Raw genomic sequence first — 23,418 nt, forward strand, 5'->3', positions numbered from 1 at the left:
CGAGGGCCGTGGTCACCGACGTGACCACGGCGATCCGGGACCGCGTGCGAAATCGGCCCTCGGCTCTCGCCTACTGGCGCACGGCGTCGCTGGCGGCCCGGGCCGGGGCAAACTCCGAACCGGGCTTCCATTGCGGCCACGCCCGGCTGTTGGCCAGATCACGACCTACCGCCAAATAGACGTTCAGATCCTCGATCTGGCCCGTATAGTCCCAGTCCGCCGACCATTCGTCATCGGCCTGGTGATAGCGGCGCGACGTATAGTCGGACCGGGCCGCGTTGCGGGCGGCGATGGGTTCGTCGCGGAACTCTCCGCCGCTGGCCGCATAGGCCATCGGGACACCGCGCTTGGCCAGCGGGAAGTGATCCGAACGGAAGTAACCGCCCGAGGCCGGGTTTCCGTCCGGCTCGACCACCCGTCCCTGGGCCTGAACGACCGTGGCCATCCGGTCGTCGAAATCGGACTGGCCGTACCCGACGACCCTGAAGCCCGCGGTCCGGCCATAGACATTGGCCGAGTCCATGTTGAACCCGCCGACGGTCTTCTCCAGTGGATAGATCGGGTTGGCCGCATAGTACTCCGATCCCAGCAGTCCGCTCTCTTCGGCCGTGAAACCGATCATCACGATCGATCGCTCGGGACGGGGCCCGGCCGCCCACACCCGCGCCAGCTCGATCATGCCCGAAATGCCGGATGCATTGTCGATGGCTCCGTTGAAGATGGCGTCGCCGCTGGCGTCGGGGGTGCCCACGCCAATGTGATCCCAGTGGCCGGTATAGAGCACGGTCTCGTCCGGACGGGTGGTCCCGGGCAGACGGGCCAGGATGTTGTGGGTTTCGACCGTCGTCGTCGCGACATCGAACATTCCGCTGAACGAAGCCCCCTCAAGGACGACCGGGCGAAAGGTACGGCTGCGGGCCCGAACCTTCAGGGCTTCGAAATCCAGACCGGACCGCTGGAACAGTTCGACCGCCAGCGGCCGCTGCAGCCAGGCCTCCAGAGCGACGCGTTCACGGGCGGCATTGGCCCGGACGATGTCGAACTGGGGCCCGGACCACGAGTTCCGGACGGTTGTCCAGCCATAGGACGCCGGGGCGTCCTCGTGCACGATGATGACACCCGCAGCGCCCCGACGCGCAGCCTCCTCGTACTTGTAGGTCCAGCGGCCATAGTAGGTCATGGCGCGGCCGCCGAAGGTGTTCAGCGCGGGTTCCTCGAAATCGGCGTCGTTGACGAGGACGACCAGGATCTTGCCGCGAACGTCGACGTCCTTGAAGTCGTCCCACTGACGCTCGGGGGCTGTGATGCCGTAGCCGACGAAGACCAGCTCGGCATCCATCAGCATGACATGATTACCCGGCAGGCGGCTGGACATCACGATGTCCTCGCCCGGGGTCAGGGGCCGCGACCAGTCGCCGACCTGCAGGCGGGCGACGCCATTGGCGGCCGTGAAGCGGTTGAGGGTGACGGCCTGCGTCCAGCCACCGTTTTCGCCTCCGGGCTGAAACCCGGCCTTTGAGAACTGTTCCGACAGATAGGCGATGACCTTGTCTTCGGCGGGAGTCGCAATGCCGCGCCCCTGGAAGTCATCGGCAGAGAGCACCCGGATGTGTTCGGAGAGTCGGGCAGCATCGAAGGTGGCGGGGGTCGTGGGCTCTGCCCCTGGCGCACTGGCGCAGGCGGACAGGATGGACGCCCATCCCAGGGCAGCGAGAACGGGCTTGGACAGGCGCATGCAGGACCCTCGATCGACAAACAGGGGCAGACCCTAGGCACTGGGGCGATCCGTGTCGATCACGACGCCGCAACGAAAAAGGCCCGCCGGGTTGCGGCGGGCCTTAATCGAATTCGGAAGGTCGCGAGCCTAGTGGCCGACGTTCTTCCAGATCTTGCGATAGCTGGCGTAGGTCAGACCCGTGAAGATCGCGAGGAAGGCGAGAACGCCCATGCCGGCCTGCTTGCGCTCGGTGGCCTTGGGCTCGGATGACCAGGCGATAAACGCTGCGACATCCTTGGCCATCTGGTCAACGGTCGCTGCCGTCCCGTCATCGAAGGTGACCTGATCCGGATTCAGCACCGGCGGCATGGCGATGAAACCACCTTTGGGGACCGCATCGTGATCGCCCGTCCAGAAGGGCGTCATGTCGCCCGCCATGTACGGATTATAGTACTGCCCCGGGTTGACCGTCAGACCTGCTGGCGGGTCGACGTACCCGCTGAGAAGCGAATAGATGTAGTTGGCCCCATCATGACGCGCCTTCGCCATGACGGACAGATCTGGCGGAGCGGCACCGCCGTTCGCAGCGGCTGCCGCGATACGGTTCGGATAAGGGCTGGGAAACTTGTCCGCTGGCGTTCCAGGACGCGTCATCGGCTCACCGATCTCGGTGTCGATGTCGTTGATCGTGGCCTCTGCCGCGAGGGCACGGACAAACCGGTTGTCGGCAGGGCTGGCGGCCTTGGGATCATAGAACGGTCCGCCCTTCTCGCCGAGAGTCCGGAACGACATCAGTTCCATGCTGTGGCAGGCCGAGCAGACCTCGCGGTAGACCTTGTAGCCGCGCTGGAGTTGGGCCTGATCAAAGGTGCCGAACGGACCCTCAAACGAGAATCCGGCTTTGCGAGGCTCCTTGCTTCCGCCAGCGGCTGAAGCCGGAGCGGCGGAAACAGCCAGGGCAGTCGCGGCGACCGCAACGCCAAGGACTTTACGGATGGAAATCGTCATCGCGATCAGCCCTTCTTTTCGGCTTGGGCAGGCACGGCGCCCGACATCGCATCCGGACCGCGCAGGACGGGTTCGGAAATCGACAGCGGGATCCGCAGCGGGGTCTCCTTCAGTCCGACGAACGGCAGAAGCACGAAGAAGAAGGCGAAGTAATACAGCGTCGCGAACCGCGTCAGCCAAAGGAAGGAGTTCAGGTCCCCGTCGATCAGATTGAAGGTCGAGAAGTTTCCGATGACCGGCGCGTCCGGCAACTGGCCACCGCACCAGCCCAGGATCAGGCCATTGATGACGAAGGCGATGTAGAAGATGCGCATGGTCGGACGGTAGCGCATGGAGCGCACCTTCGATGTGTCCAGCCAGGGCAGGACGAACAGGACGCCGATCGCGCCGAACATGGCCAGCACGCCGCCGAACTTGTCAGGCACAGCCCGCAGGATGGCGTAGAACGGCAGCATGTACCATTCGGGCACGATGTGAGCCGGCGTTTGCAGCGGGTTTGCGGGAATGTAGTTGTCGGCGTGACCCAGGGCGTTGGGCATGAAGAACACGAACACGGCAAACATGGTCATGAACAGCAGCAGGGCGAAGCCGTCCTTGACCGTGTAGTACGGGTGGAACGGGATCATGTCCTTCTTCTCCCGATCCTTGGGGATCAGGATACCGACGGGGTTGTTCTGGCCGGAAGTGTGAAGCGCCCAGAGGTGCAGCACGACCACGCCGAAGATCACGAATGGCAGCAGATAGTGCAGCGAGAAGAAGCGGTTCAGCGTCGCATTGTCGATCGCCGGGCCGCCACGCAGCCAGATCAGGATCGGCTCGCCGATGAGCGGGATCGCCCCGACCAGATTGGTGATCACCTCGGCACCCCAGTAGGACATCTGGCCCCAAGGCAGGACGTAGCCGAGGAAGGCGGTCGCGATCATCAGGAAGAAGATCACGCAGCCCAGGATCCAGATCATCTCGCGGGGGGCCTTGTAGGACCCGTAATAGAGGCCGCGGAGCATGTGGACATAGACGGCGATGAAGAACATCGACGCCCCGTTGGCGTGGACGTAGCGCAGAAGCCAGCCGCCGTTGACGTCACGCATGATGCGCTCGACCGAGGCAAACGCGCCGGCCGTCGTCGGCACATAGTTCATGGCCAGAAAGATGCCGGTGATGATCTGGATCATCAGGCAGACCGTCAGGATGGCCCCGAACGTGTACCAGTAGTTCAGGTTCTTGGGGGTCGGCAGCGACATATAGTCGGCGCCGAACCGAACGATCGGCAGCCGCGTGTCGAGCCATTTCTCAACGCCCGTCTTGGGCACATAGGTGGATTCGTGTCCGCTCATGATCCTCAGCCGATCCTGACGCTGGTGTCAGTGGTAAACTCGTAGGGGGGCACCACGAGATTCAGGGGTGCAGGGCCTTTGCGAATGCGGCCGGACGCATCGTAATGCGACCCGTGGCAAGGGCAGAACCAGCCACCGAAGTCGCCGGTCCCGAAGGTCGGAATGCAGCCCAGATGGGTGCAGGATCCAACGACCACGAGGAAGGGCTCATGGCCCACCTTGGTGCGTTCCTGGTCCGTCTGCGGTTCCTTGAGATCCGAGGCATTGTTGTCGGCGATCACGCGCTGGATCTCGGCCGCGGTGCGATGGCGTACGAACACGGGCTTGCCCTGCCAGGTGATGACGACCTGCTGGCCCTCCATGACCTTGGACACGTCGAAGTCGATGGTCGCCAGGGCAAGCGTGTCTGCCGCCGGGTTCATCGAGTTGATCAGCGGCCAGGCCACCATGACACCGGCACCGACCGCCGCGGCACTTGCAGCGATATGAATGAAGTCGCGGCGTGTTGCCTCGCCTTCCGGCCCCCCGGGTGCTCCGTGGTGGGCTTCGTTCGTCACGACCGATTCGGCCAAGGTCTCACCTCTGAAAAACGCGAAACGGGACGCATGAAGGCGTCCGCGCGTGCGGGTTATCTAGCGCAAGGCAGATGAAATTGCCCGGCCTCATTTTGCGGCCCATCGCCGCAAGAATGTCCGTGTTCGCTTGAGAAACACTCGCAATTCAGGCCGCGACAGGCCCTCGGTCTGCGCGTATGAGGGCCATAGAATGCGTCTCGCCCTTTTTCAACCGGACATCCCGCAGAATGTGGGAGCCTGCATCAGGCTGTCGGCCTGTTTCGGCGTTGAGCTTCACGTGATCGAGCCGACGGGTTTCGCCTTCGACGACCGGGCAATGAAGCGGGCTGCGCTGGACTACGGGCCGCTCGGCCACATGATCCCGCACGCTGACTGGACCCGTTTCCAGCAGGACCGGGGTCCGGGCCGACTGGTCCTCTTCACCACCAAGGCCTCGACTTCAATCAGGAATTTCTCGTTCGAGGCTGATGACACCCTGCTATTCGGCAAGGAGACCTCAGGTGCGCCGGACTATGTGCATGCCGCCGCACACGCGCGCGTCTACATCCCGATCCAGCCGGAGGCGCGATCACTGAACCTTTCCGTCAGCGCAGGGATCGGCCTGTTCGAAGCATTGCGACAAACGCGGACTCAGGTCGGCTGAGGGCCGCGATTCAGCTGCAGCATCCTGAGATTCAGGACCGAGGCAATGGTGACCCAGGTCAGGTACGGAATGAGCAGCAGGGTCGACAACGGCCTGAGCTCCCAGAAAACCGCCATGATGGCGACCAGTGAAACCCAGAGCAGCACCACATTCACGAGCGCCAGGTCCATGCGACGACGCCCGAAGAACAGCCAGGACCAGCCGGCGTTCAGGACCAGCGAGCCGACGTAAAGCCCGAAGGCCAGGGGTGACGCCGTGCCGACGGCCTCCCAGACGAGCCAGCCTGCCGTGGCGTTGATGGCGAAAAGCACGCCCCAGACGATCGGAAAGGCCAGGTTGGGCGGCGTCCACGAGGGTTTCCGCAGTGCGGCGTACCATTCTCCGGGCTTGAATACGCTTCCGCTCGACGCGGAGGCCACATTCAGCCCGGCGAATACAGCGAGTGCGATCCAGTCGGCCTGATCCATCTGCCTCGCTTACAGGGAAGAGGCGACGTCGCCCACCCCGCGCGGACTCAAACCAGCGACTTGATGTACAGGGCCAGCGCAACAACGATGCCGAAGCCGACCGGATAGACCAGACAGCCAAGGGTGCGGACAAGGCGAGACGGCGCGGGAGCCGGTGAAGGTTTTTCTGTCATCCTCCCCGATCGGCGATTTGCGGGACAGGAAGCAGTGTTCAAACTGTCACGCGGCGTCCCGTCGCACGAGGACGTTCCCAAATACCTTCCCGGGGCAAAGTCGCAGTGCGTTTCGATGCGTTTCGGGCTAGGGTGTGTTGCCTCACGACCGTCACGGCCGTGACGCGCTCCGGGCCGGAGTCATCATGGTCCTGCACCGTGTCGTCTATGCGTCCCAGCCCTTCGGCTTCGATCAGGCAATGCTCAACGGCATCCTGGCAGACGCCCGTCGCTGCAATGCCCGGGACGACATCACAGGGGCGCTGATCTGCCGGGCAGATCTTTATCTGCAGTGGCTTGAAGGGCCCGAGCCGGCGGTTCGCGGGGCCTATGCCCGCATCGCGCGCGATCACCGCCACCTGGGCGTCCGGTGCCTGCTGGAAGGGTCAGTCGATGAGCGGCTGTTCCCGAATTGGGCGATGCGCGACGATCCGGCCCGGTCATGGATCTGGAGCCCCGACGAGATCGCAGCCGGAACCATGGAGTTGGCCAGCGAGGCCGACATTATCGCCGTGTTCGCCCGGATCGCGGCCGAACCCGTCTGATCTATCCTGCCAAATCTATTCGGGGGCTGCATCCGGGAGGCGAGCAAGACTGGGGCGGACTGACGCCTGCGTCGCCGCATGGGCCTCGACGGCCCGCATGACCCGGAGGATGTTCTCGCCTGCCAGCTTGCGGATGTCGGCCTCGGTCCAGCCGCGGCGCATCAGCTCGGCCAGCAGCGCCGGATAGTCGTCAACGCCGTCCAGCCCGACCGGCAGGGCATCAACCCCGTCGAAATCCCCGCCGATACCGACGTGGTCGATTCCGGCCACCGCCTTCACATGGTCGAGGTGGTCCGCCACGTCGCCGATCGAGGCCGTCGGGATGGGATTGGCGGTCGTCCAGGCCGCAAGACCCGCAGTCACGGCCGCCGGATCGCCGGGGTTGAGCGCCTTCAGTCGCGCGTCCTCTGCAGCCCTTCCGGCGTTCCAGGCCCGGACCGTCTCGGACACGAAACCGGGCACGAACGTCACCATCACCAGACCGCCATTCGCGCGCGTTTCACGAAGAACACGATCGGGGACATTTCGGGGGTGGGCGGTGATCGCGCGGGCCGAGGAATGCGAGAAGATGACCGGGGCCTGCGAGACCCGGATCGCGTCCAGCATCGTCTCCTCCGACACATGGGACAGGTCGACCAGCATGCCCAGCCGGTTCATCTCGCGCACAACCTCCTCGCCAAACGGCGACAGGCCGCCCCATTTCGGCGCATCGGTCGCGCTGTCGGCCCAGGTGGTGGTGCGGGAATGGGTCAGGGTGATGTAGCGGGTCCCTGCGTCGAAGAACTCGCGCAGAAGCCCAAGCGAATCATCGATCGAATAGCCGCCCTCCATGCCGATCAGCGAGGCGATCTTTCCGGCCCTGTGGATGCGGACGATGTCATCGGCCGTGGTGGCCAGCTCGAACACATCGGGATGAGCCGCGACGATCCGCTTGACCGTATCGATCTGTTCGAAGGTCGCCTTGGCCGCTTCGACCGGCGTCAGGGTGGCGGGGACATAGACGGACCAGAACTGCCCGCCCACGCCCCCGGCCCTGAGACGCGGAATGTCGGTGTGAAGCTCGGTCGATGCCTCGAGATCGGTGCTCAGATCGACGGCATGCGGATCATTGCCGTGGTTCTGGCGCAGGGCCCACGGCAGGTCGTTGTGTCCGTCAATCAGCGGCGTCCGGTCCAGGATACGGCGGGCGCGGGCCGCGTCGTCCTGGGCAGCGGCCGGAAGGGCCAGGGCGGTGAGCGAGACGGCAATCAGACAGGCGCGGAGCATGGGGACCTCGGAGGCACAGGGGCTGGACGATGGTAGCGGAGGACGATCAGGGTTCACCGGCGCTGAGGCGAGTGATCAGGACGGCCGCCCGCTGGGACTGTCGGATCAGGCTGTCCAGGTCGATCCACTCCCCTTCCGCATGGGCTCCGCCGCCCGCGACGCCAAGACCGCCGAGGGTTGCAACGTCGGCAGCGACGAAACCGCTGTCGGCCGCACCGCGCCGGGCGGGGTCATAGGGCGACATTTCCGGCAGGCCGAGATCGCGGTTGACCGCATTGAGCCGGGCCAGCAGCGCCAGATTGCCGTCACTCGGTGCCATGGGCGGATAGCCGCCCTCCCCGAATGAAAGCTCGGCATCGGTCCGGGGCAGGTGCTGGTCGACGATGCCTTGCATCCGCTGACGGACGCGGGCGTCCTGTTCCGGGGTCAGGGTGCGGAGGTCTCCGCGTGCAATGGCGGTCGAGGCGACGATGTTGGTCTTGCCGGACGCGGTGACGGCGAAGCCTTCCGCATCGATCGCCGCCGGGGTGCCTCCGGCAATGACCCCGACATTGTAGGTCAGGTTCGGCTCCGGCAGGTCTCGCCGGAAGCCATCAAGGATGCGGGCCATCTCGTAGATTGCGCCATAGCCGAGGGTATCGTTGAACACCCCGCTGGAGTGGCCGGTGCGGCCGGAGGTCTGCAGCGTCCAGTTGGCGCTGCTGCGGCGAGCGATGGTGCCGAAATCGACCCCGTCCTCGCTGGCGAGGTTCTCGAACTCGAGAGCATAGTCCGCCGCACGGCCCGCCGCGATCAGGTCCCGCCGGGCGATGCTCAGGGGCGTCCCGATCCGCTCCTCGTCTCCGGTCAGGACAATGGTCACATTGGCATCATCCAGCGTGCCAGCAGCCTGCATGGCCCGCATGGCAGCGACGATGACCACCACCCCGCCCTTGTCATCTCCAATGCCCGGGCCGGTCGCGCGCGAGCCGTCCCGAACAAAGGTCTGGAACGGACTTTCCGGCTCGAACACCGTATCCAGATGGCCAATCAGCAAGACATTTTTGCCGTTGCCCGGGTGGGTGGCGATGAGGTGCCCTGCCCGGCCCGTTTCGGCCATGTCGACCCACTTCACGTCAAAGCCGAGCGGTTCCAGCTCGGCGCGGACCATCTCCCCGACCGCGCGGACACCGGCCAAGTTCAGGGTGCCGGAGTTGACGTTCACCATCCGCTCCAGCAGGCCGACGTGCCTGTCGTGCTCGGCGACCACTGTCGAGAGCATCGTTCGTTCCGCATCCTGTGCGAGGGCCGGCAGGGCTAGGGCCATCAAGGACAGGGCCAGCAGGCAACGACGCATCAGGACAACCCCGGTTCAATAACGGTGCAGACCGTGGCTGAGGCATCGTCGCGAGTAAAGCCGGTGTGGATTGGCGACGGCCGCTGCGCGTGCCACCCTGTGGGTTACTGACCCTCCAACTGGTGAATCATCATGCCCTCGGGACTAGCGGCACTGCTCGACGATGTCGCATCGATTGCCAAGCTGGCGGCAACGTCGCTCGACGACGCCAGTGCGGCGGCCGGCAAGGCCGGGGCGAAGGCCGCAGGCGTTGTCGTCGACGATGCGGCCGTCACGCCCCGCTATGTGGTCGGTCTGTCCCCTGCCCGCGAACTGCCGATCATCGGCAAGATCGCCATCGGGTCGCTCAAGAACAAGCTTCTGATCCTCCTGCCCGCAGCCCTGCTGCTCAGTGCCTTTGCCCCATGGGCGATCACGCCCCTGTTGATGCTCGGCGGGGCCTATCTGGCTTTCGAGGGGGCCGAAAAGCTGATCGAGGCCTTCGGAGGCGGTCACCACGATGCAAAAGAGGAAGCGTTCGACGATCTCGTGGCGCTCGAAAACGCGAAGGTCTCGGGCGCGATCCGGACCGACCTGATCCTGTCGGCTGAGATCATGGCGATCGCCCTGAATGACGTGGCGGACCGTCCGATCCTGGTTCAGGGCATGGTCCTGGCCATCGTCGGGCTGGCCATCACGGTCGGCGTCTATGGTGTCGTGGGCCTGATCGTGAAGATGGATGACATCGGCCTGCACATGGCCAAGGGTTCTTCTGCACCCTTGCGCGGCGTCGGGCGCGGGCTGGTCAAGGGCATGCCCGTCGTGATGTCGGCCATCGCGACCATCGGCACCGCGGCCATGCTGTGGGTCGGTGGCGGCATTCTGGTGCATGGTGCGCACACCTTCGGCTTCGTCTGGCCCGAGGAGATCATTCACGACGCCGCCGTGGCCGTGGCATCCGCCCTGCCATTCGGCGGCCCGGTGGCGGAATGGCTGGTGACAGCCCTGGGCGCGGGCATTGTGGGCGTCATCGTCGGCGGCGTGCTGGCCGTCATCGTGCATCAGATCGGGACCATGCGTCGCAAGCCCGAGGCTGCAGACCCTTCGGCTCACTGACAGCCGGGTCCAGACGAACGGTGGTGGCCCGGTCCATGCGAAGACCGTCAGGCTATGATATTGTGTCGGCCTGACACCAGAGAGGTTCCGACATGGCTTCCCTCGCGCATGCCCGCCCTGTGACCTTCATCCTCACCCGCGACCGCCCCGCAGCAGAGGCCTTCTATTCGAACGTGCTGGGCTTGAGCCCGCCCCACGACGACGGGTTTGCTGCGGTCTATGACCTGGGGGGAGCGACGCTGCGGATCACGCATGTGCCCGATTTCAAGGCCGGCGCGCATCCCGTGCTTGGCTGGATGGTCGACGATATCGAGGCCACGGTGAGCGCACTGGTGGCAGCGGGTGCCGGGATGACGATCTATCCCGGGATGGGCCAGGACGACCGGGGCATCTGGACCTCACCCGATGGATCGGCCCGGGTGGCCTTCTTTCCAGACCCCGATGGCAATGTCCTGAGCCTGACCCAGGCCGGATGATCGATCGGACCGGGTGACGCGGGTTTCGATCCGTGGTTCAACCCGGTCATGAGCCTCGCCCCCCTTTCCGACACCGATCCCCTGGACCTCAAGAAGGTCGAAACCCGCGCCTGGTTCGAGACCCTGCGCGATCGTATTCATGCCGGTCTCGAGGCGCTGGAAGACGCGGCTCCGGCCGAACTGTTTCCGGGCGAGCCCGGTCGGTTCGTGCGCACACCCTGGAGCCGCCATGACGGCGGCGGCGGCGTGATGGGGATGATGTCCGGCCGGCTTTTCGAAAAGGTCGGCGTCCATGTCTCGACCGTTCACGGCGAGTTTCCCCCAGACTATGCGAAGAATGTGCCCGGCGCCGAGGAAGACCCGCGCTTCTACGCTACCGGTATCAGCCTGATCTGCCACCCGGTCAGCCCGCGCGTGCCGGCCGTTCACATGAACACCCGCTTCATTGCCACGACCAAGAGCTGGTTTGGCGGCGGGGCGGATCTGACCCCGGTGCTGGACGTCGAGCGGACCCAGGAGGCCCCGGATACGCTCGCCTTCCACGCTGGCATGAAGGCCCCCTGCGATGCCCACGACCCGACCTGGTATGCGAAATACAAGCCGTGGTGCGACGAGTATTTCTTCCTGCCGCACCGGAACGAGATGCGGGGCATCGGCGGCATCTTCTACGACCACCACAACACCGGCGACTACGACAAGGATTTCGCCTTTACCCGGGACGTCGGCACCGCCTTCCTCGACACCTATTCCGCCATCGTCGCGCGCCGCATGACCGAGGCCTGGACCGAGGACGAGCGCGAGGAGCAGCTCATCCGTCGCGGCCGCTATGTGGAGTTCAACCTTCTGTACGACCGCGGCACGATGTTCGGGCTGAAGACCGGCGGCAACGTCGAATCGATCCTCAGCTCGATGCCGCCGATCGTGAAATGGCCCTAGGCTGACCGGCTGTCAGGCGGCCTGCCGGACTTCCTGGCCTGACAGGGCGTCTGCCATGGCCGCAAACAGGCCGGCCAGCGTGATGGGCTTGGTCAGATGCCCATCGGCACCCGCTGCCAGGCTCTGGGCGACATGTTCGGCCATGGCATTGGCGGTCAGCATCAGGACGGCTGTCCGTTCGCGACCGGACGAAGCCTCGAAGGCGCGGATGGCCGCTGTTGCGGACAGTCCATCCATGACCGGCATCTGCATGTCCATCAGCACCAGGTCGAACTGACTGGCCATAAAGGCATCCAGCGCCTGACGACCATCCTCGACGGCGACCAGTTCCATGGCCGTGGCAGCGAGCATGATCTCCACGACCTTTCGGTTGGCGGGGTGATCGTCTGCCAGCAGGACGCGCAGCGGCAGCGCGGCGATGTCGGTGGCTTCGGCGGCCTCGGCAACGGCGACGGGCGGGGCTGCTGCGGGCAGATCGACCGCGAAGACGAACTCCGATCCCCGGCCCGGCACGCTGGCGCAATCCAGCTCGCCGCCCATCAGCTCCACCAGGGCGGTCGAGATGGCGAGGCCGAGCCCCGTGCCGCCGAACCGCCGGGTAATCGAGCCATCCGCCTGCTGGAAGCGCTGGAAAATCCGGGCCTTCTGCTCGGCATCAAAGCCCATGCCGGTGTCACGCACGGCGAAGGTGATCCGGTCACCCTCCGTCGTCGAGACGGCAATCGTCACATTGCCCCGGTCCGTGAACTTCAGGGCGTTGGAGACCAGATTGGTCAGGATCTGACGCAGTCGCACGGCGTCGCCCTGTACCCAGCGTGGCGCCGCTGGATCGAAGTCAAAGACCAGGGCCACACCCTTGTCCTCGGCCTTGGCGCGCCACATCAGGGCGATGTCGCCAATGGTGTGCTTCAGGTCGAAAACGGTCGGCTCGAGCGTGACCTGGCCGGCCTCGATCTTGGCGCTGTCGAGAATGTCTGTCAGCAACCGCTCCAGCGTCGCCCCGGATGACCGGATGAGATCGACCATCTGGTGGGCATTTGTATCCAGATCACTTCGTGAAAGGGCGTCGGCCATGGAGACGACGCCATTCAGCGGCGTGCGGATCTCGTGGCTCATGTTGGCGAGGAATTCGGACTTTGCCCGATTGGCGGCTTCTGCGCGCTCCTGCGCGGCCTTGAGCTTGCGGCCCTGCCGCATCTGCCAGACGAGCCCCGCTGCGATCGAGATCAGGAAGACGACGCCAATGGCGATGACAAGCCACTGCAGGCGCGTCTTGGCGCGCGCCGTGTCCAGCTGGGCGCGTCGGTCGGACAGTTGCTGCTGCATGTCGCCCGTGACCTGGTGGACGCCGGCAGAGAAGGCCCTGGCAGCGGCGAGGTCCTGATCCACCTTGTAGGCTCGCAGCAGGTTATAGGCCTCCGTCGGGCGACCCTGGGCAAACAGGATCTCGGCCTCGACCTCGCGCAGACGGGAGCCATCGCCGGCCTGAACGTTCAGCGTTTGCAGGGCCGACAGATCGCGGGCCGCGCCTGCGACATCCCCGGCCCTCGCCCGGGCCATCGCGCGCAGCGGCAGGACATCAAGCGCCAGAAAGGCGGCATCTCCCAGGGACTCGCCGTACGGCGCAAGACAGTCCAGCACACCCTGCGCCTGGCGGCTGGCATCGGCCACAAGGGCACACAGTGCGGCATCGTAGATCGCGAGGGCGGGCAGATCCGACCGGACGGCCACCGCATTGTGCGCGCGGGCAAAGGCGCGCCCGCGATCCAGATCACCGATGCGCAGGGCCATCTTGGTCAGGTTGTACAGGCTGTCGAAATCCGGGCGGGGGTAGGCCGGATTTGAGAAATCGATCTCGAATTTGCGAAAGGCTGCTGTGGCACCCTCGACGTCGTCCAGATCCTTCAATCCCATGCCCACGACTTCCCAGATTCCCGCACGGGCGGTGGCGGCATAGGGATCACGATCGGGAATGTCGGCCTGGGCCTGGGCGAGCAGTCGAAGGCCGGCCCCGATCTCTCCCTGATCCACCAGATGCAGCGCCATCAGCCGCGCAGCATGGGCCCGCACGAACCAGTCGCGCCCCGGCCGGGTATAGGCGATCATCCCCGAAGCGGCACCGACGTCACCGGTGTCGTATCGGATGGTCATGTCATTCAGGGCCGCGATCGCGATGTAGCGGTCATCCTTCTGCGCTTCGGCGGCATCGGCTAGACGACGGTTCCAGGCCGCCGCGCGCTCGAATTCGCCCTGGTTCAGGATCGTCCAGGTGACATGATACAGGCGATTCAGGCCCTCGCGGTCATTGCGCGCCGCGGCCGTGCGCCCGAACGTTTCAAGTTCGGCAAAGCTGGTGGATGCAGCGCGGCGCTCCACGAACCGGGCCAGCGCTTCCGCGTCTTCAAGCGGAGCCACTGCGAGTTCGGGCGACGCTGCGCGCGCAGGCGTCCAGGCCAGCCCGAAAAACAGCACACACGCCATCGCCACAACGGCGCGATACAACACTATTGAAACCCTTATCCCCAAGCGCTCCATAGGACACGAAAGAGGTTGAGCAACCTTTAGCAAGCCACGGGAAAATCCGGATCAACCTCAAATGCCACTGCCCTGGTCCTCGACCGGCGGGGGGGTCAGGAGCAGGAAGGCCCGGATCCAGGCCGTCAGCACGGCCCGGTCATTGGGACGGCGCAGGGTCGTCAGCGCTTCGTCGGCCAGATCGCTCGAAAACCGGTCTCCACGCCGGCTCTCGATCAGGGCCGCAGCATATTCGGGCTGGAACTCCGGATGGCACTGGAAGGACATGGCGTCCTCTCCAAAAGCCAGACCGGCATGCGGCGTGAACGGGCTGGCCGCGATCACCCGGGCGTCTTTAGGGATCGCCAGCACCTGATCCTGATGCGAGACAGGGATGGCGATCGCGTTGGCGCGGGGGAACATCCACGGCTCATGTGCGACCACGTCATAGCGATGCAGGCCGATGCCCCACCCGCGGTCCGATTTGGCAACCTCACCACCGAACGCCTGCGCCATGGCCTGATGGCCAAAACAGATGCCGACCAGCCGTGTCCGCCCCCGCGCCGTGCGCAACCAGTCCAGCAGGGGTGGGATCCAGGGAAGATCCTCGTAGACGCCCGCCGACGACCCCGTGACAATCGCCCCCTGAAAGGCCGAGGCATCCACCGGCAGTTCACCCGCCTGCACATCGAACCGGCGGGTGGCGACGCCCTCCCCCAGCAGGGCCCGGAACCGGGCCGGATAGTCGTCGAAGGAATCCGTCAGGGCAGCCGGCGGCTTGCCGGTCTCCAGAATGGCGATGGGTTTCATGCCCGATACTGGAAGGCGATCCGGCGTGACGCCGCAAGCCAGATTCGCTAATGGCCGCTCCCATGAATGATGTTCGAGCGACCCAGGACTCCGATGACGTGCCGGTCGTCCTCATCAATGTCCTGAAATGTCAGCCTGAAAAGCAGGAAGCCTTGCTGGAGCTTCTCACCGGTCTGATGGGTATCCAGCGCGACCTGCCCGGTTTCGTCTCGGCCACTCTGCATCGCGGACTGAACGGCAGGACGGTCGCCAACCATGCTGTCTGGCGATCGGTCGAGGACTGGAGGGCCATGACCCGGAACCCGGACGTCTCTGCCGCCATGAACCCGATCATGGCCATCGCGACCTTCGAACCCAATCTTTACGAGCCCGGCGAGTTGATCGACTAGCGCTCGCCCCCGGCCCGGACCAGCGCCTTGGCGAAGACGGTCGGCAGGGCGGACATGGCCTCGGCCTCCTCCAGCCAGATCACATCCTTCGCTGCCGCCGTGGCCACCCGTACCTGCAGGGTCAGCGAGAAATGGGTGAAGACATGTTCGATCGCCCCGGCATCGCGCCAGTCGGCGACGACCGGGTCCGTGACTTCCGGCCCCTCGCCCCAGTCCGAGGTTGGCAGCCCGATCATCCCGCCCAGAAGACCCTTGTCCGGCCGGCGCACCACGGCCACCCGCCCCTGACCGTCGCGCATGACCCAGGCCACGCCGGTGCGGTGAGGGCGCGGCGCCTTCGCGCCCTTGACCGGGAATCGCTCCGGTTCTCCGCTGGCCAGACCCTGGCAATGCCGCGCGACGGGACAGACCAGACAGAGCGGTGACCGGGGCCGGCAGACGGTTGCACCAAGATCCATCAGGGCCTGGGCCCAGTCGCCGGGCCGGTCGTCGGTCACGAGCGTCCCCGCCAGCCGCTTCAGCTCGACCTTGCCCCCGGGCAGCGGCGTATCGACCGCGAACAGCCGGGCCATGACCCGCTCGACATTGCCGTCGACGACATTGGCCGGGCGGTCGAAGGCGATCGCGGCCACGGCCGCCGCCGTATAGGCCCCGACCCCGGGCAGGGCCAGCAGCCCGGCTTCCGTATCCGGAAACACGCCGTCATGGTCGTTCGCGACGGCCCGGGCACAGGCCAGCAGATTGCGCGCGCGGGCGTAGTAGCCCAGCCCCGCCCAGGCCCCCATCAGCTCTCCGTCGTCGACGGCCGCCAGCGCCGCGACCGTCGGCCAGCGCTTCGTGAAGCTGAGGAAATAGGGGGTGGCGTGCGGGACCGTGGTCTGCTGCAGCATCACCTCTGACAGCCACACCCGATAGGGATCGGTGCGCACCCCGGACCCCGGCGGCGCGCGCCACGGCAGGGTCCGGGCCCGGGCATCGTACCAGGCCAGCAGATCGGAACGGAGGGAGGCGACGTCGGTCATCGGTCGCGCTATATAAGCACCATGGCCCGCGACCTGCCCACGGAAAGCGAGACCCGCGAAATCCTGTCGCGGCGACGGACTCGGCCGGCTCCCCGGCCCGCGCCGCCTGCCGGTCGCGCGCTGGCCCCGCTGATCAAGGAACTCGATGCGAAATTCGGCCGCGGTGCCTCGGCGCTGGAGCCGCGGTGGCGCGAGATCGTCGGCGACCAGCTGGCCCGCGTCACCCGCCCCCAGAAGCTGACCAAGGGCCGGGCCGGTGCGGGCGGAACGCTGGAGTTGCGCGTCGCCGGCCCCGCCGCCCTGCTGGTCCAGCACCAATCCGCCGACATCCTGGCGCGCGTGAACCTGTTTCTGGGCCCCGGCAGCGTCCAGTCGTTGCGCATCGCCCAGGGACCGGTCAAGCCGCTGACCCTGCCCGCCGCCTCGACCAAGGGGGCGCGGCGGCGCATCGACCCGCTCGACGCCGCCGCCGAGGCCGAACTGGCCCGCTCGGTGGAAGCCGCCCCGGACGCCCTGAAGGCGGCACTGGCCAACCTGGGGCGTGCGGTCCTGTCGGATGAAGCCAAGGGCCGGTCGCCAAGAGGGCGGTGACAGCGACACGGCAGACGTGGTCTGACACGCGAAAATGGCTGTGGGCAACCCATGGACGCCATGCCTTTGTCATCGGCCCCTCCCGCTCTGCGCAACGAGGGCTTCCGGCTGAACGGTTGGTTTTCGAGTTTCCGGCATGAAGCGTGTTTCGCGGGTTGCCGACTTGCGGAGGCAATTCAGCCCCCTTATGGTTTCAACCCTGACTTACAAGGGGCACGAAGATGAAGTCATTTTGGGTTGTTCTTGTCGCACTGGCTTTGTCGGGCTGTTTCTCACAGAAATCGGACCACAGGGTCGAAGTCGCCGGATCGCCAGACGACGTCAGCCGCTTCGTCGCGGCCGAGCGATCTCTAGATCCCGACGCCGTCGTCACACACAGTGCTGGACAGGGCCGGGCCGTGTTTTCAACCTCATCGGAAGAAGCCGTGGACGAGATCGCGGACAGGGCGACGGCCGCCCGCTTGAACGTCACGCTCACAAGCCTCCGCTGGTCGATCCAGTCCGGCACATGAACCCCTTCGGCCCCCAACCTGCAGCCCCGGATGGCGGGCGGCTTCGGCAGGGGGACCGGACAAGCGAGCCCCTCTGCGGGACGTCATGGTGCTGTCGCTGAACGGGACGACTTTGGTGTGGGCGCTAACCCAGGACGGAGTTGCCTGTTTGCCAAAAACTTTTTGGTTTCAGCCTCACCGTCGCAGCGTTGGTCCTCTGCTGAAAACACAAAAGGGTCGGCGAAGCGATCCGCCGCCCCATTGTTCTGCCGAGTAGATTCTTCAGACGAAGCGACGGCTCCGACGGGACAGCACGATGCCGCCGCCCAGTGCGATGAGCCCCGCGAGGCCCCACATGGTCCATTCGCCGACGGTCGGCACCGCGGCTGCAACGGCATTGACGGTCTGGGTGACCGCAGCTGACGCACTGGTTGGGCAGCCGTTGGTAGAGGTATATGAAGCCGTGACGCTGCGTGCGCCGGCCGTCGGAAAGACGCGGCTCGCCGTCACCGAAGAACTGCCCGGATCGACGGTCGTCAGCGCGGCTGCACCCCCCAATGGCGTTCCGCCGTCGAGAAACTGAATCGCGCCAAAGCACTGGGCGGCGGAGGGGTTGGTGACTGTCGCTGTCAGGTTGACAGACGCGCCGACGGTCGACGGATTCGGGCTCTGGCTGGTGATTGTCGTGACTGTGCCTGGGGCCCCCGCCAATGCGGTCGAGGCCACAAGGGCGGAGGCGAATGAGGCCGCGATGGCGGCTGAGCGGAACTTCAGCATGGATACCTTCGAAAAAAATCCCGGGGAACCAACCCCCGCGAATCGACGATCACGTTAGGCAGGGTCTGGACGAAAACAAGCGCAGAACAGAACTCATCGACGCTTGTTCTTGCGAGAGGTGTCGTCAGCGTCGAAACGGTTCCTGCAGGCAGCCGAGGACGCCCGGACCCGGCGTGAAGCCTTCGACGCCAATCGGCATCATGGGGCGTTCGTTGGCCACGCGACGACGATAGGTGCCGAACATCCGGTCCCAGATGGACAGGATCATTCCGAAATTGCTGTTGCCCTCGTCCATCCGCACCGAGTGATGGACGCGGTGCATGCCCGGCGTGACGACAACCAGCCGGGCGACGCGGTCGATCGGCTCCGGCAAGGCGACGTCCATATGGGTGACGAACTGCCAGATGCCGACCATGACCCCGTAACCCATGATCACGAGCAAGGGTACGCCCAGGACGGCGAGGATGCACAGCTGGGCGACGCCACCGACGATGGCCTCCAGCGGATGATGTCGTACGCCCGTGGAGGCGTCCATCAGCTGGTCCGAATGGTGGGTCCGGTGAAGACGCCACAGCAACGGGACCGCATGGAAGGCCAGGTGGCTCAGATAGGCCAGAAGGTCGATCAGCAGGAACGACACGATGACCAGAAGCCAGACCGGCAAATCCATGGCGACCAGTGGCGGGAAGGGAATGAACCGGTCGACGACGACCGCCAGTTGCTGGATCCACGGGGCCAGCAGCGCCACCGCTCCAAACCCCACGACGAAAAGAAGGAGATTGACGACCCAGCGCTTGCGCTGGGCGTCCCGGCCGCGAACCTGAGGCCACAGCTGTTCCGCTCCGACAGACAGGACGAACACGACGGCCGCCACTGCGAGCTGCCAGCGGTTGAACTCAAAGATGAGATCGGACATGGGTGCCGCAGGTTCCCCCGTTTATTGATCAAGCTGGCAGGCCAGACTTGGCAAGAGAATGCCGCAACCCGGTAGATACATCTACACGGCGCAGCTTAAACCATCGTCCTCAAGGGCGGTCCGATTGCCACACCCGGTCGACGCTCGGAGGGGCCGCCTTCGGTCGGTAGAGCGAATGTCAGCATCTCGCTTTCCGGGCCATCACCCGTCTCGACCGATTACGGATGCCCGATGAATCAGAAAGGGCCGCCGGCTGACATCCCTCTGCTCAAACCGGTTCAGGGGCTGCAGGCGAAATCTTCTCTCGGAAGACCGTTGACGGCTGACAGGCGCTCGGTCGGTAGCTTGAGGACCAGCCCGGAGTGCTCGAGGCGAAAATCATAAACGGCACCCAGCAGGCCTGCCATGGGGCATCCGGAGACCTCGGCACCGATGGCATCCATTCCGATCGCCAACCCCTCGCCCATGCTGCCGGTCCAGCGACTGACCCGGACCTTCACGGGGCCGGAATGATGTCGGCCATCCCGCGGCAGCAGTTCCTCGATCCACTGGCGGGGGATGCCGGTCAGGCGTTCCTCGGCGATCTGTCGGTGAATCTGATAGGGCCGCGCTTCCGAGACAAACCAGCCCATGATGGCGCGCGCGACAACGGTGTTCCCGCCGCTTGGCGTATCTGCCAGATCGAGAATGACGGTTTCACCCGGACGGGCTTGAGACATCGCAACATCAAAGGCTGCAAGGGTGGCATTGTCGCCCAGGGCGTCGTTGAACACGATGGTCAGTCCCTCGGCGCTGCGACTGACGGAAACAGGCGGCCTGTCATTTCGCGGCACGGCGTAAAGGTTGGGCAGGTTCAGGGTGCGAACCTCGCCGGCGGCGTTTCGGATGGCCATCCGTCTCGGGCGATCCCGCCGTCCCGCCGCGAGCACACGCGCGGCATATCCGGCACCGTCCGGGGGGGCTTCGACCCCCAGGTCGTGCCAGTAGGCATCGATCGCTTCCGACATAGCGACATCTTCGATCTCCAGAAGGACATCGCCGCTCACGATGCCCGCCGCCGCGGCTTGCGTGTTCGGGCGGACCGCCGTGACGCGATAGCTGCTGGCTTCGTGTTCGATCCAGAGATCGGCATAGCTTGGCGTCAGTGCCCAGCTATCGCCGAGAGAGCGGTTCGTGATCGCGTGCGGATCCGCCAGCGTGGAAAGGCGTCGTTCTGCGTAACGGACCAACGAACGTGCGTCATGAACGGCCTCGGCTTCTGCGCGAAGCCGATCGCTCGACGGCGCGGCTTCTGCCGGAAAACGATCGAGATAGGCATAATTCTCTGCGATCAACGGATCGACCGACAGCGCATCCCGTCGATAGTCCTCCGCGGTCTGGGCGAAGACTTGAGGAGCGATGGAAAGGATAGCCGCAGCCAGAACCAGGCCGGAAAAACGATGACGCATTCCGCACGCTCCTGCACCAACGGCACCGTAGCAACTGAAATCTTGGTAACGATCGTGCGCTTCAGGAGCGGACAACGAGCTGAAGTTCCAACGAAGTTCCGTCAGCCACCCCAGTCTCGTCAGGAAGGTCCACTCTCGAGCCAAACGCCCCGGTCCCGGTCCGACCTGATGGCGGGATTCGCTGTCTGACGTCGCCCCAGGGTGGCCAGTGCTGGTACGCCCGAAAGGCACTTTTTATACCGCGCCTTCGGGGGTTGAGACACTCGGCCACGACTGTGTCGCGGAACATTGCCGCCTACGCCGGATTGTCAGGACGACATCATTGAGGAGACCGTCATGGACGACGCACGCGTGTGGACCTTCGAGCAGGGCCTTTGGACCGGTGACGCAGATCATTATCGTGAGCTGGTCGACAAAGACTGCCTCATGGTTCTGCCAGCGGAACCCTACATCCTGGGCGGCAGTGCGGCGATTGAAGCCGTAGCAAAGACACCCCGTTGGACGAGCGTAGACATCACGGAAGGCCAGATCTCACGCCCTGAAGAAGGCCTGATCGTCGTGGCTTACAAGGCGCACGCAGAAAAAGATGGCGAAGCGGGCTACGAGGCCTGGTGCACGTCGACATACCGGCGGCTCGAGCATGATGTGTGGCGGGTGGTTCAGCATCAACAGACTCCGCCTCTCTCCCTCCGTTAAGCCGCACGGCGAGCGAAAGGCGATGGGATGGGGGATCAGTTCGCCCGCCCCGCTTGCATCAACAACAGAGCCTGGTGTCCCGGTCCCGACCAGGCACCGGGCTGATGTTGCCAGGCCGTCTGCGGCATCCTGGCCTGGGACCCGTTATCGTTATCGTAAAACTCAGCGCTATATCTAGGGTTGTCAGTACCCATTGTTTGTAAGCGTTGTATGTCCGATCGCGCCGTCCGCAGCCTGGAGAACCTGGAGAAATCGGCCTCCACGGCACGTGTGCTGAACCTGCTGCAGATTTCCAAGGCTCACGGCAATACGGCGGACTGGGGTGAGAAGCCGCTGTTCAAGACGGTGGGTCTCAACACCTCCCTGATCATCAAGCATCGCTTGCGCAGGAATGAATCCGATCTGTTTCGGGGTCGTCGTCAGGTGGCAACAAAGGTGATCATCCCCATTGACGGCCAGGATCTGAAGAGCGGAGGCCGCTATGTCTTCGTCAACCAGATCCATTTCGAACGCACCCTGATGGAAGTGTTCGGGGTTCCGTCCGATCATCCGGATGTCGAGACCCTCAGGCTGATCGACAAGCTCCCGTCGCTGGATCCCTTTCTACTCCGCGAACAGCTTGGCCGATCGGGCGTTGTCGCGGCCCCCTGCTACTTCGCGCTCAGCGAGGCTGACCTGCAGAAGATGCTCAATTTCGTGAAGGCGGAGATCACGCCCCTGGTCCAGCTGAGTCTGGGCGGCGCTGTAACCGGTTCCAGCTCCATCGAGCGGATGGCGGCCAAGATCCTTTCGAACGCTCCTGGCGACCGGATGGACGCCCTGGGCCAGACATTGAGGCTCGACCCGGAACAGTATCAGGAAGGCGTTTTCTGCTGGAGAGGCTTCCTCTATTACAAATGGAGCCTCGGCAGCATGACCAGCAACATCGGCTCGGTTGCGCGCGATGTCGCGACCATCAAGCCGGTGGGGCCGATGGACCAGGCCGCCAAGGAATACATCGCCCGCGGCCGAGAGGTTCTCAAGGGCGAGATCGTGCGCACCTGCGTCGAGGTGCGAAGGACACTCAAGATCTATGACGAAGCCTATGCGGGCCTGACCCAGGACGGCAATCCCGTGGGGTTCCGCGACTTCCTCCTGGAAGCCCCGGCGCTGTTTGCACGGCTCGGCGACCAGCTCGGGGCAATCCAGCATATCGTGAGTTTCTGGAATTTCCGCTTTGGCCCCAAGGCATCCCCGCCGGGCGTCGACGAGTTGATCGACATCTTCATGGATTTCGAGGTCAGCCTGCGTGGTCGCGACCACGAGCCATGACGCGGACGACCAAGCTTGGCACTGGCAACGCGAACACGGCTCCTCACACGAAAAAAATCGAGAATCCCTGACCGGGGGGCTTGCCTTCTTGGTGCCGCACCTGTTCTCGACAACGGTTGCTAGTCGCCTCGCGCGGGGGAATCGCGCGATGGTCTGGACGTTCATTCAAGGAAGTCACCATGCGTGCCACCAAGCCTTTGACTTTCGGTTCCATGAGCCGCCGGGCAGCCTTGACCGCCGCCGCCCTGGCCGCGATGGCAACCCTGACCGGGTGCGGGGCCTCCGGGACGGGAGCCAGGGCCGAAGGTGACATGGGCATGGGCGCACCGGAAGGCGCGAAGGTCACGGTCGTTGAATACGCGTCGGTCACCTGCCCGCACTGTGCCGCCTGGCAGAACACGACCTATGAGGCGTTCAAGGCGAAATATGTGGACACGAACAAGGTCCGCTATATCTTCCGCGAGCTGCCCACCCCACCGGTCGAGATTGCCTCCGCAGGGTTCCTGCTCGCACGGTGTGCGGGCGAAGACCGCTACTTCGACGTCATCCATGAGATCATGGCCAGACAGCAGGAGATGTTCAGCGGTGCAACGCCGCCCCGGACCGTCCTGCTGCGCATCGCCAATGGTGTAGGCCTGAGCGAGCAACAGTTCACGGAATGCGTCACCGACGAGGACGCCATCGCAGCGATGGAAGCGCGCGTTCGCACAGCGCAGGAAGCGGGCGTGACGGGCACTCCGGCCTTCTTCGTCAATGGAACCCAGGTCGTCAGCCCCGGCAGCGAGGGCGCGACGCTGGAAGACCTGTCCAAAGCCATCGATGCTGAACTGGCAAAGGGTTGAT

The 23,418-nt window shown here is 64.9% G+C and carries 25 protein-coding genes; 11 read left to right on the top strand and 14 right to left on the bottom strand.

Annotated features, from left to right (window positions below):
• Positions 1–70: 70 nt before the first annotated feature.
• The 4 genes from GGR13_RS10405 to petA form a co-directional block, all read right to left on the bottom strand.
• The gene (locus tag GGR13_RS10405) at positions 71–1,735 is read right to left on the bottom strand and encodes a M28 family metallopeptidase (RefSeq protein WP_183213457.1); all 1,665 of its coding nucleotides are present in this window, start codon (positions 1,733–1,735) and stop codon (positions 71–73) included.
• A gap of 129 nt (positions 1,736–1,864) precedes the next feature.
• On the bottom strand, positions 1,865–2,725 hold the full coding sequence (locus GGR13_RS10410; RefSeq protein ID WP_183213458.1) for a cytochrome c1: 861 nt from the start codon (positions 2,723–2,725) through the stop codon (positions 1,865–1,867).
• Between the two features lie 5 nt (positions 2,726–2,730).
• Positions 2,731–4,059, bottom strand: a complete 1,329-nt coding sequence (locus tag GGR13_RS10415) for a cytochrome b (protein WP_183213459.1) — start codon at positions 4,057–4,059, stop codon at positions 2,731–2,733.
• A 5-nt stretch (positions 4,060–4,064) separates the two neighbouring features.
• Positions 4,065–4,631 carry a ubiquinol-cytochrome c reductase iron-sulfur subunit gene (gene petA, locus GGR13_RS10420; protein WP_183213460.1) on the bottom strand — a complete coding sequence of 189 codons (567 nt, stop codon included), beginning with the start codon at positions 4,629–4,631 and terminating at the stop codon, positions 4,065–4,067.
• Between the two features lie 193 nt (positions 4,632–4,824).
• Here petA and GGR13_RS10425 point away from each other — a divergent pair, with 193 nt between their 5' ends.
• Positions 4,825–5,277, top strand: coding sequence for a tRNA (cytidine(34)-2'-O)-methyltransferase (locus tag GGR13_RS10425; protein ID WP_183213461.1), 453 nt, complete (start codon positions 4,825–4,827; stop codon positions 5,275–5,277).
• Here the strand turns inward: GGR13_RS10425 and GGR13_RS10430 are convergent.
• Both GGR13_RS10430 and GGR13_RS16755 read right to left on the bottom strand, forming a co-directional pair.
• Positions 5,265–5,744, bottom strand: coding sequence for a TspO/MBR family protein (locus GGR13_RS10430; protein ID WP_183213462.1), 480 nt, complete (start codon positions 5,742–5,744; stop codon positions 5,265–5,267). The two genes, GGR13_RS10425 and GGR13_RS10430, sit on opposite strands and share 13 nt — an antisense overlap.
• Before the next feature lie 47 nt (positions 5,745–5,791).
• Positions 5,792–5,917: a hypothetical protein gene (locus GGR13_RS16755; RefSeq protein ID WP_281380574.1), complete on the bottom strand. Its 126-nt coding sequence runs from the start codon at positions 5,915–5,917 to the stop codon at positions 5,792–5,794.
• A 185-nt stretch (positions 5,918–6,102) separates the two neighbouring features.
• On the opposite strand from GGR13_RS16755, the gene GGR13_RS10435 reads away from it, so the two are divergent.
• Positions 6,103–6,501 carry a BLUF domain-containing protein gene (locus GGR13_RS10435; protein WP_183213463.1) on the top strand — a complete coding sequence of 133 codons (399 nt, stop codon included), beginning with the start codon at positions 6,103–6,105 and terminating at the stop codon, positions 6,499–6,501.
• A gap of 15 nt (positions 6,502–6,516) precedes the next feature.
• On the opposite strand, the gene GGR13_RS10440 is transcribed toward GGR13_RS10435, so the two are convergent.
• Together GGR13_RS10440 and GGR13_RS10445 are read right to left on the bottom strand one after the other, a co-directional pair.
• Positions 6,517–7,767 carry a dipeptidase gene (locus tag GGR13_RS10440; protein ID WP_183213464.1) on the bottom strand — a complete coding sequence of 417 codons (1,251 nt, stop codon included), beginning with the start codon at positions 7,765–7,767 and terminating at the stop codon, positions 6,517–6,519.
• Between the two features lie 46 nt (positions 7,768–7,813).
• Entirely contained in the window at positions 7,814–9,103 is a 1,290-nt protein-coding gene (locus GGR13_RS10445; protein WP_183213465.1) for a M20/M25/M40 family metallo-hydrolase, read from the bottom strand.
• 132 nt (positions 9,104–9,235) lie between these two features.
• Here GGR13_RS10445 and GGR13_RS10450 point away from each other — a divergent pair, with 132 nt between their 5' ends.
• The 3 genes from GGR13_RS10450 (at position 9,236) to hemF (ending at position 11,610) form a co-directional block, all read left to right on the top strand.
• Positions 9,236–10,198: a DUF808 domain-containing protein gene (locus tag GGR13_RS10450; RefSeq protein WP_183213466.1), complete on the top strand. Its 963-nt coding sequence runs from the start codon at positions 9,236–9,238 to the stop codon at positions 10,196–10,198.
• A gap of 92 nt (positions 10,199–10,290) precedes the next feature.
• Entirely contained in the window at positions 10,291–10,674 is a 384-nt protein-coding gene (locus GGR13_RS10455) for a VOC family protein (protein ID WP_183213467.1), read from the top strand.
• Between the two features lie 48 nt (positions 10,675–10,722).
• Positions 10,723–11,610, top strand: coding sequence for an oxygen-dependent coproporphyrinogen oxidase (gene hemF / locus GGR13_RS10460; protein WP_183213468.1), 888 nt, complete (start codon positions 10,723–10,725; stop codon positions 11,608–11,610).
• Between the two features lie 12 nt (positions 11,611–11,622).
• Here hemF and GGR13_RS10465 read toward each other — a convergent pair whose 3' ends face one another.
• Together GGR13_RS10465 and GGR13_RS10470 are read right to left on the bottom strand one after the other, a co-directional pair.
• Positions 11,623–14,115 (bottom strand): hybrid sensor histidine kinase/response regulator, encoded by a 2,493-nt coding sequence (locus tag GGR13_RS10465; RefSeq protein WP_343060349.1) that lies wholly within the window; start codon positions 14,113–14,115, stop codon positions 11,623–11,625.
• An 87-nt stretch (positions 14,116–14,202) separates the two neighbouring features.
• Positions 14,203–14,934, bottom strand: coding sequence for a type 1 glutamine amidotransferase (locus GGR13_RS10470; RefSeq protein WP_183213469.1), 732 nt, complete (start codon positions 14,932–14,934; stop codon positions 14,203–14,205).
• Between the two features lie 62 nt (positions 14,935–14,996).
• Here GGR13_RS10470 and GGR13_RS10475 point away from each other — a divergent pair, with 62 nt between their 5' ends.
• A complete protein-coding gene (locus GGR13_RS10475; RefSeq protein WP_183213470.1) occupies positions 14,997–15,323 on the top strand; it encodes an antibiotic biosynthesis monooxygenase family protein in 327 nt (108 codons plus the stop codon).
• Here GGR13_RS10475 and mutY read toward each other — a convergent pair.
• Positions 15,320–16,345 (bottom strand): A/G-specific adenine glycosylase, encoded by a 1,026-nt coding sequence (gene mutY / locus GGR13_RS10480; protein WP_183213471.1) that lies wholly within the window; start codon positions 16,343–16,345, stop codon positions 15,320–15,322. The two genes, GGR13_RS10475 and mutY, sit on opposite strands and share 4 nt — an antisense overlap.
• A 21-nt stretch (positions 16,346–16,366) precedes the next feature.
• Between mutY and GGR13_RS10485 the strand changes: the two genes are divergently transcribed.
• Both GGR13_RS10485 and GGR13_RS10490 read left to right on the top strand, forming a co-directional pair.
• Positions 16,367–16,936, top strand: coding sequence for a DUF721 domain-containing protein (locus GGR13_RS10485; RefSeq protein WP_183213472.1), 570 nt, complete (start codon positions 16,367–16,369; stop codon positions 16,934–16,936).
• Positions 16,937–17,157: 221 nt separating this feature from the next.
• Positions 17,158–17,448, top strand: coding sequence for a hypothetical protein (locus tag GGR13_RS10490; RefSeq protein WP_183213473.1), 291 nt, complete (start codon positions 17,158–17,160; stop codon positions 17,446–17,448).
• 261 nt (positions 17,449–17,709) lie between these two features.
• On the opposite strand, the gene GGR13_RS10495 is transcribed toward GGR13_RS10490, so the two are convergent.
• The 3 genes from GGR13_RS10495 to GGR13_RS10505 form a co-directional block, all read right to left on the bottom strand.
• Positions 17,710–18,204 (bottom strand): Ig-like domain-containing protein, encoded by a 495-nt coding sequence (locus GGR13_RS10495; protein ID WP_183213474.1) that lies wholly within the window; start codon positions 18,202–18,204, stop codon positions 17,710–17,712.
• 124 nt (positions 18,205–18,328) lie between these two features.
• Positions 18,329–19,120: a sterol desaturase family protein gene (locus tag GGR13_RS10500; protein WP_183213475.1), complete on the bottom strand. Its 792-nt coding sequence runs from the start codon at positions 19,118–19,120 to the stop codon at positions 18,329–18,331.
• 278 nt (positions 19,121–19,398) lie between these two features.
• A complete protein-coding gene (locus GGR13_RS10505; protein WP_183213476.1) occupies positions 19,399–20,568 on the bottom strand; it encodes a S41 family peptidase in 1,170 nt (389 codons plus the stop codon).
• A 336-nt stretch (positions 20,569–20,904) separates the two neighbouring features.
• On the opposite strand from GGR13_RS10505, the gene GGR13_RS10510 reads away from it, so the two are divergent.
• The 3 genes from GGR13_RS10510 to GGR13_RS10520 all read left to right on the top strand — a co-directional run bounded on the left by GGR13_RS10510 (position 20,905) and on the right by GGR13_RS10520 (position 23,417).
• Complete coding sequence (locus GGR13_RS10510; protein ID WP_183213477.1) at positions 20,905–21,264, top strand: DUF4440 domain-containing protein; 360 nt, start codon at positions 20,905–20,907, stop codon at positions 21,262–21,264.
• Between the two features lie 210 nt (positions 21,265–21,474).
• Entirely contained in the window at positions 21,475–22,575 is a 1,101-nt protein-coding gene (locus tag GGR13_RS10515; RefSeq protein ID WP_183213478.1) for a hypothetical protein, read from the top strand.
• A gap of 179 nt (positions 22,576–22,754) precedes the next feature.
• On the top strand, positions 22,755–23,417 hold the full coding sequence (locus tag GGR13_RS10520; protein WP_183213479.1) for a DsbA family protein: 663 nt from the start codon (positions 22,755–22,757) through the stop codon (positions 23,415–23,417).
• Position 23,418 lies beyond the last annotated feature (1 nt).

The sequence above is a fragment of the Brevundimonas variabilis genome (assembly GCF_014199945.1).
GTDB classification, from domain to species: domain Bacteria; phylum Pseudomonadota; class Alphaproteobacteria; order Caulobacterales; family Caulobacteraceae; genus Brevundimonas; species Brevundimonas variabilis.

What these genes read in the sequence shown, in the direction of transcription:
- GGR13_RS10405 (WP_183213457.1), bottom strand. Translation starts at nt 1,735, where the DNA reads ATGCGCCTGTCCAAGCCCGTTCTCGCTGCCCTGGGATGGGCGTCCATC.
- GGR13_RS10410 (WP_183213458.1), bottom strand. Translation starts at nt 2,725, where the DNA reads ATGACGATTTCCATCCGTAAAGTCCTTGGCGTTGCGGTCGCCGCGACT.
- GGR13_RS10415 (WP_183213459.1), bottom strand. Translation starts at nt 4,059, where the DNA reads ATGAGCGGACACGAATCCACCTATGTGCCCAAGACGGGCGTTGAGAAA.
- GGR13_RS10425 (WP_183213461.1), top strand. Translation starts at nt 4,825, where the DNA reads ATGCGTCTCGCCCTTTTTCAACCGGACATCCCGCAGAATGTGGGAGCC.
- GGR13_RS10430 (WP_183213462.1), bottom strand. Translation starts at nt 5,744, where the DNA reads ATGGATCAGGCCGACTGGATCGCACTCGCTGTATTCGCCGGGCTGAAT.
- GGR13_RS16755 (WP_281380574.1), bottom strand. Translation starts at nt 5,917, where the DNA reads ATGACAGAAAAACCTTCACCGGCTCCCGCGCCGTCTCGCCTTGTCCGC.
- GGR13_RS10435 (WP_183213463.1), top strand. Translation starts at nt 6,103, where the DNA reads ATGGTCCTGCACCGTGTCGTCTATGCGTCCCAGCCCTTCGGCTTCGAT.
- GGR13_RS10440 (WP_183213464.1), bottom strand. Translation starts at nt 7,767, where the DNA reads ATGCTCCGCGCCTGTCTGATTGCCGTCTCGCTCACCGCCCTGGCCCTT.
- GGR13_RS10445 (WP_183213465.1), bottom strand. Translation starts at nt 9,103, where the DNA reads ATGCGTCGTTGCCTGCTGGCCCTGTCCTTGATGGCCCTAGCCCTGCCG.
- GGR13_RS10450 (WP_183213466.1), top strand. Translation starts at nt 9,236, where the DNA reads ATGCCCTCGGGACTAGCGGCACTGCTCGACGATGTCGCATCGATTGCC.
- GGR13_RS10455 (WP_183213467.1), top strand. Translation starts at nt 10,291, where the DNA reads ATGGCTTCCCTCGCGCATGCCCGCCCTGTGACCTTCATCCTCACCCGC.
- hemF (WP_183213468.1), top strand. Translation starts at nt 10,723, where the DNA reads ATGAGCCTCGCCCCCCTTTCCGACACCGATCCCCTGGACCTCAAGAAG.
- GGR13_RS10470 (WP_183213469.1), bottom strand. Translation starts at nt 14,934, where the DNA reads ATGAAACCCATCGCCATTCTGGAGACCGGCAAGCCGCCGGCTGCCCTG.
- GGR13_RS10475 (WP_183213470.1), top strand. Translation starts at nt 14,997, where the DNA reads ATGAATGATGTTCGAGCGACCCAGGACTCCGATGACGTGCCGGTCGTC.
- mutY (WP_183213471.1), bottom strand. Translation starts at nt 16,345, where the DNA reads ATGACCGACGTCGCCTCCCTCCGTTCCGATCTGCTGGCCTGGTACGAT.
- GGR13_RS10485 (WP_183213472.1), top strand. Translation starts at nt 16,367, where the DNA reads ATGGCCCGCGACCTGCCCACGGAAAGCGAGACCCGCGAAATCCTGTCG.
- GGR13_RS10490 (WP_183213473.1), top strand. Translation starts at nt 17,158, where the DNA reads ATGAAGTCATTTTGGGTTGTTCTTGTCGCACTGGCTTTGTCGGGCTGT.
- GGR13_RS10495 (WP_183213474.1), bottom strand. Translation starts at nt 18,204, where the DNA reads ATGCTGAAGTTCCGCTCAGCCGCCATCGCGGCCTCATTCGCCTCCGCC.
- GGR13_RS10500 (WP_183213475.1), bottom strand. Translation starts at nt 19,120, where the DNA reads ATGTCCGATCTCATCTTTGAGTTCAACCGCTGGCAGCTCGCAGTGGCG.
- GGR13_RS10505 (WP_183213476.1), bottom strand. Translation starts at nt 20,568, where the DNA reads ATGCGTCATCGTTTTTCCGGCCTGGTTCTGGCTGCGGCTATCCTTTCC.
- GGR13_RS10510 (WP_183213477.1), top strand. Translation starts at nt 20,905, where the DNA reads ATGGACGACGCACGCGTGTGGACCTTCGAGCAGGGCCTTTGGACCGGT.
- GGR13_RS10515 (WP_183213478.1), top strand. Translation starts at nt 21,475, where the DNA reads ATGTCCGATCGCGCCGTCCGCAGCCTGGAGAACCTGGAGAAATCGGCC.
- GGR13_RS10520 (WP_183213479.1), top strand. Translation starts at nt 22,755, where the DNA reads ATGCGTGCCACCAAGCCTTTGACTTTCGGTTCCATGAGCCGCCGGGCA.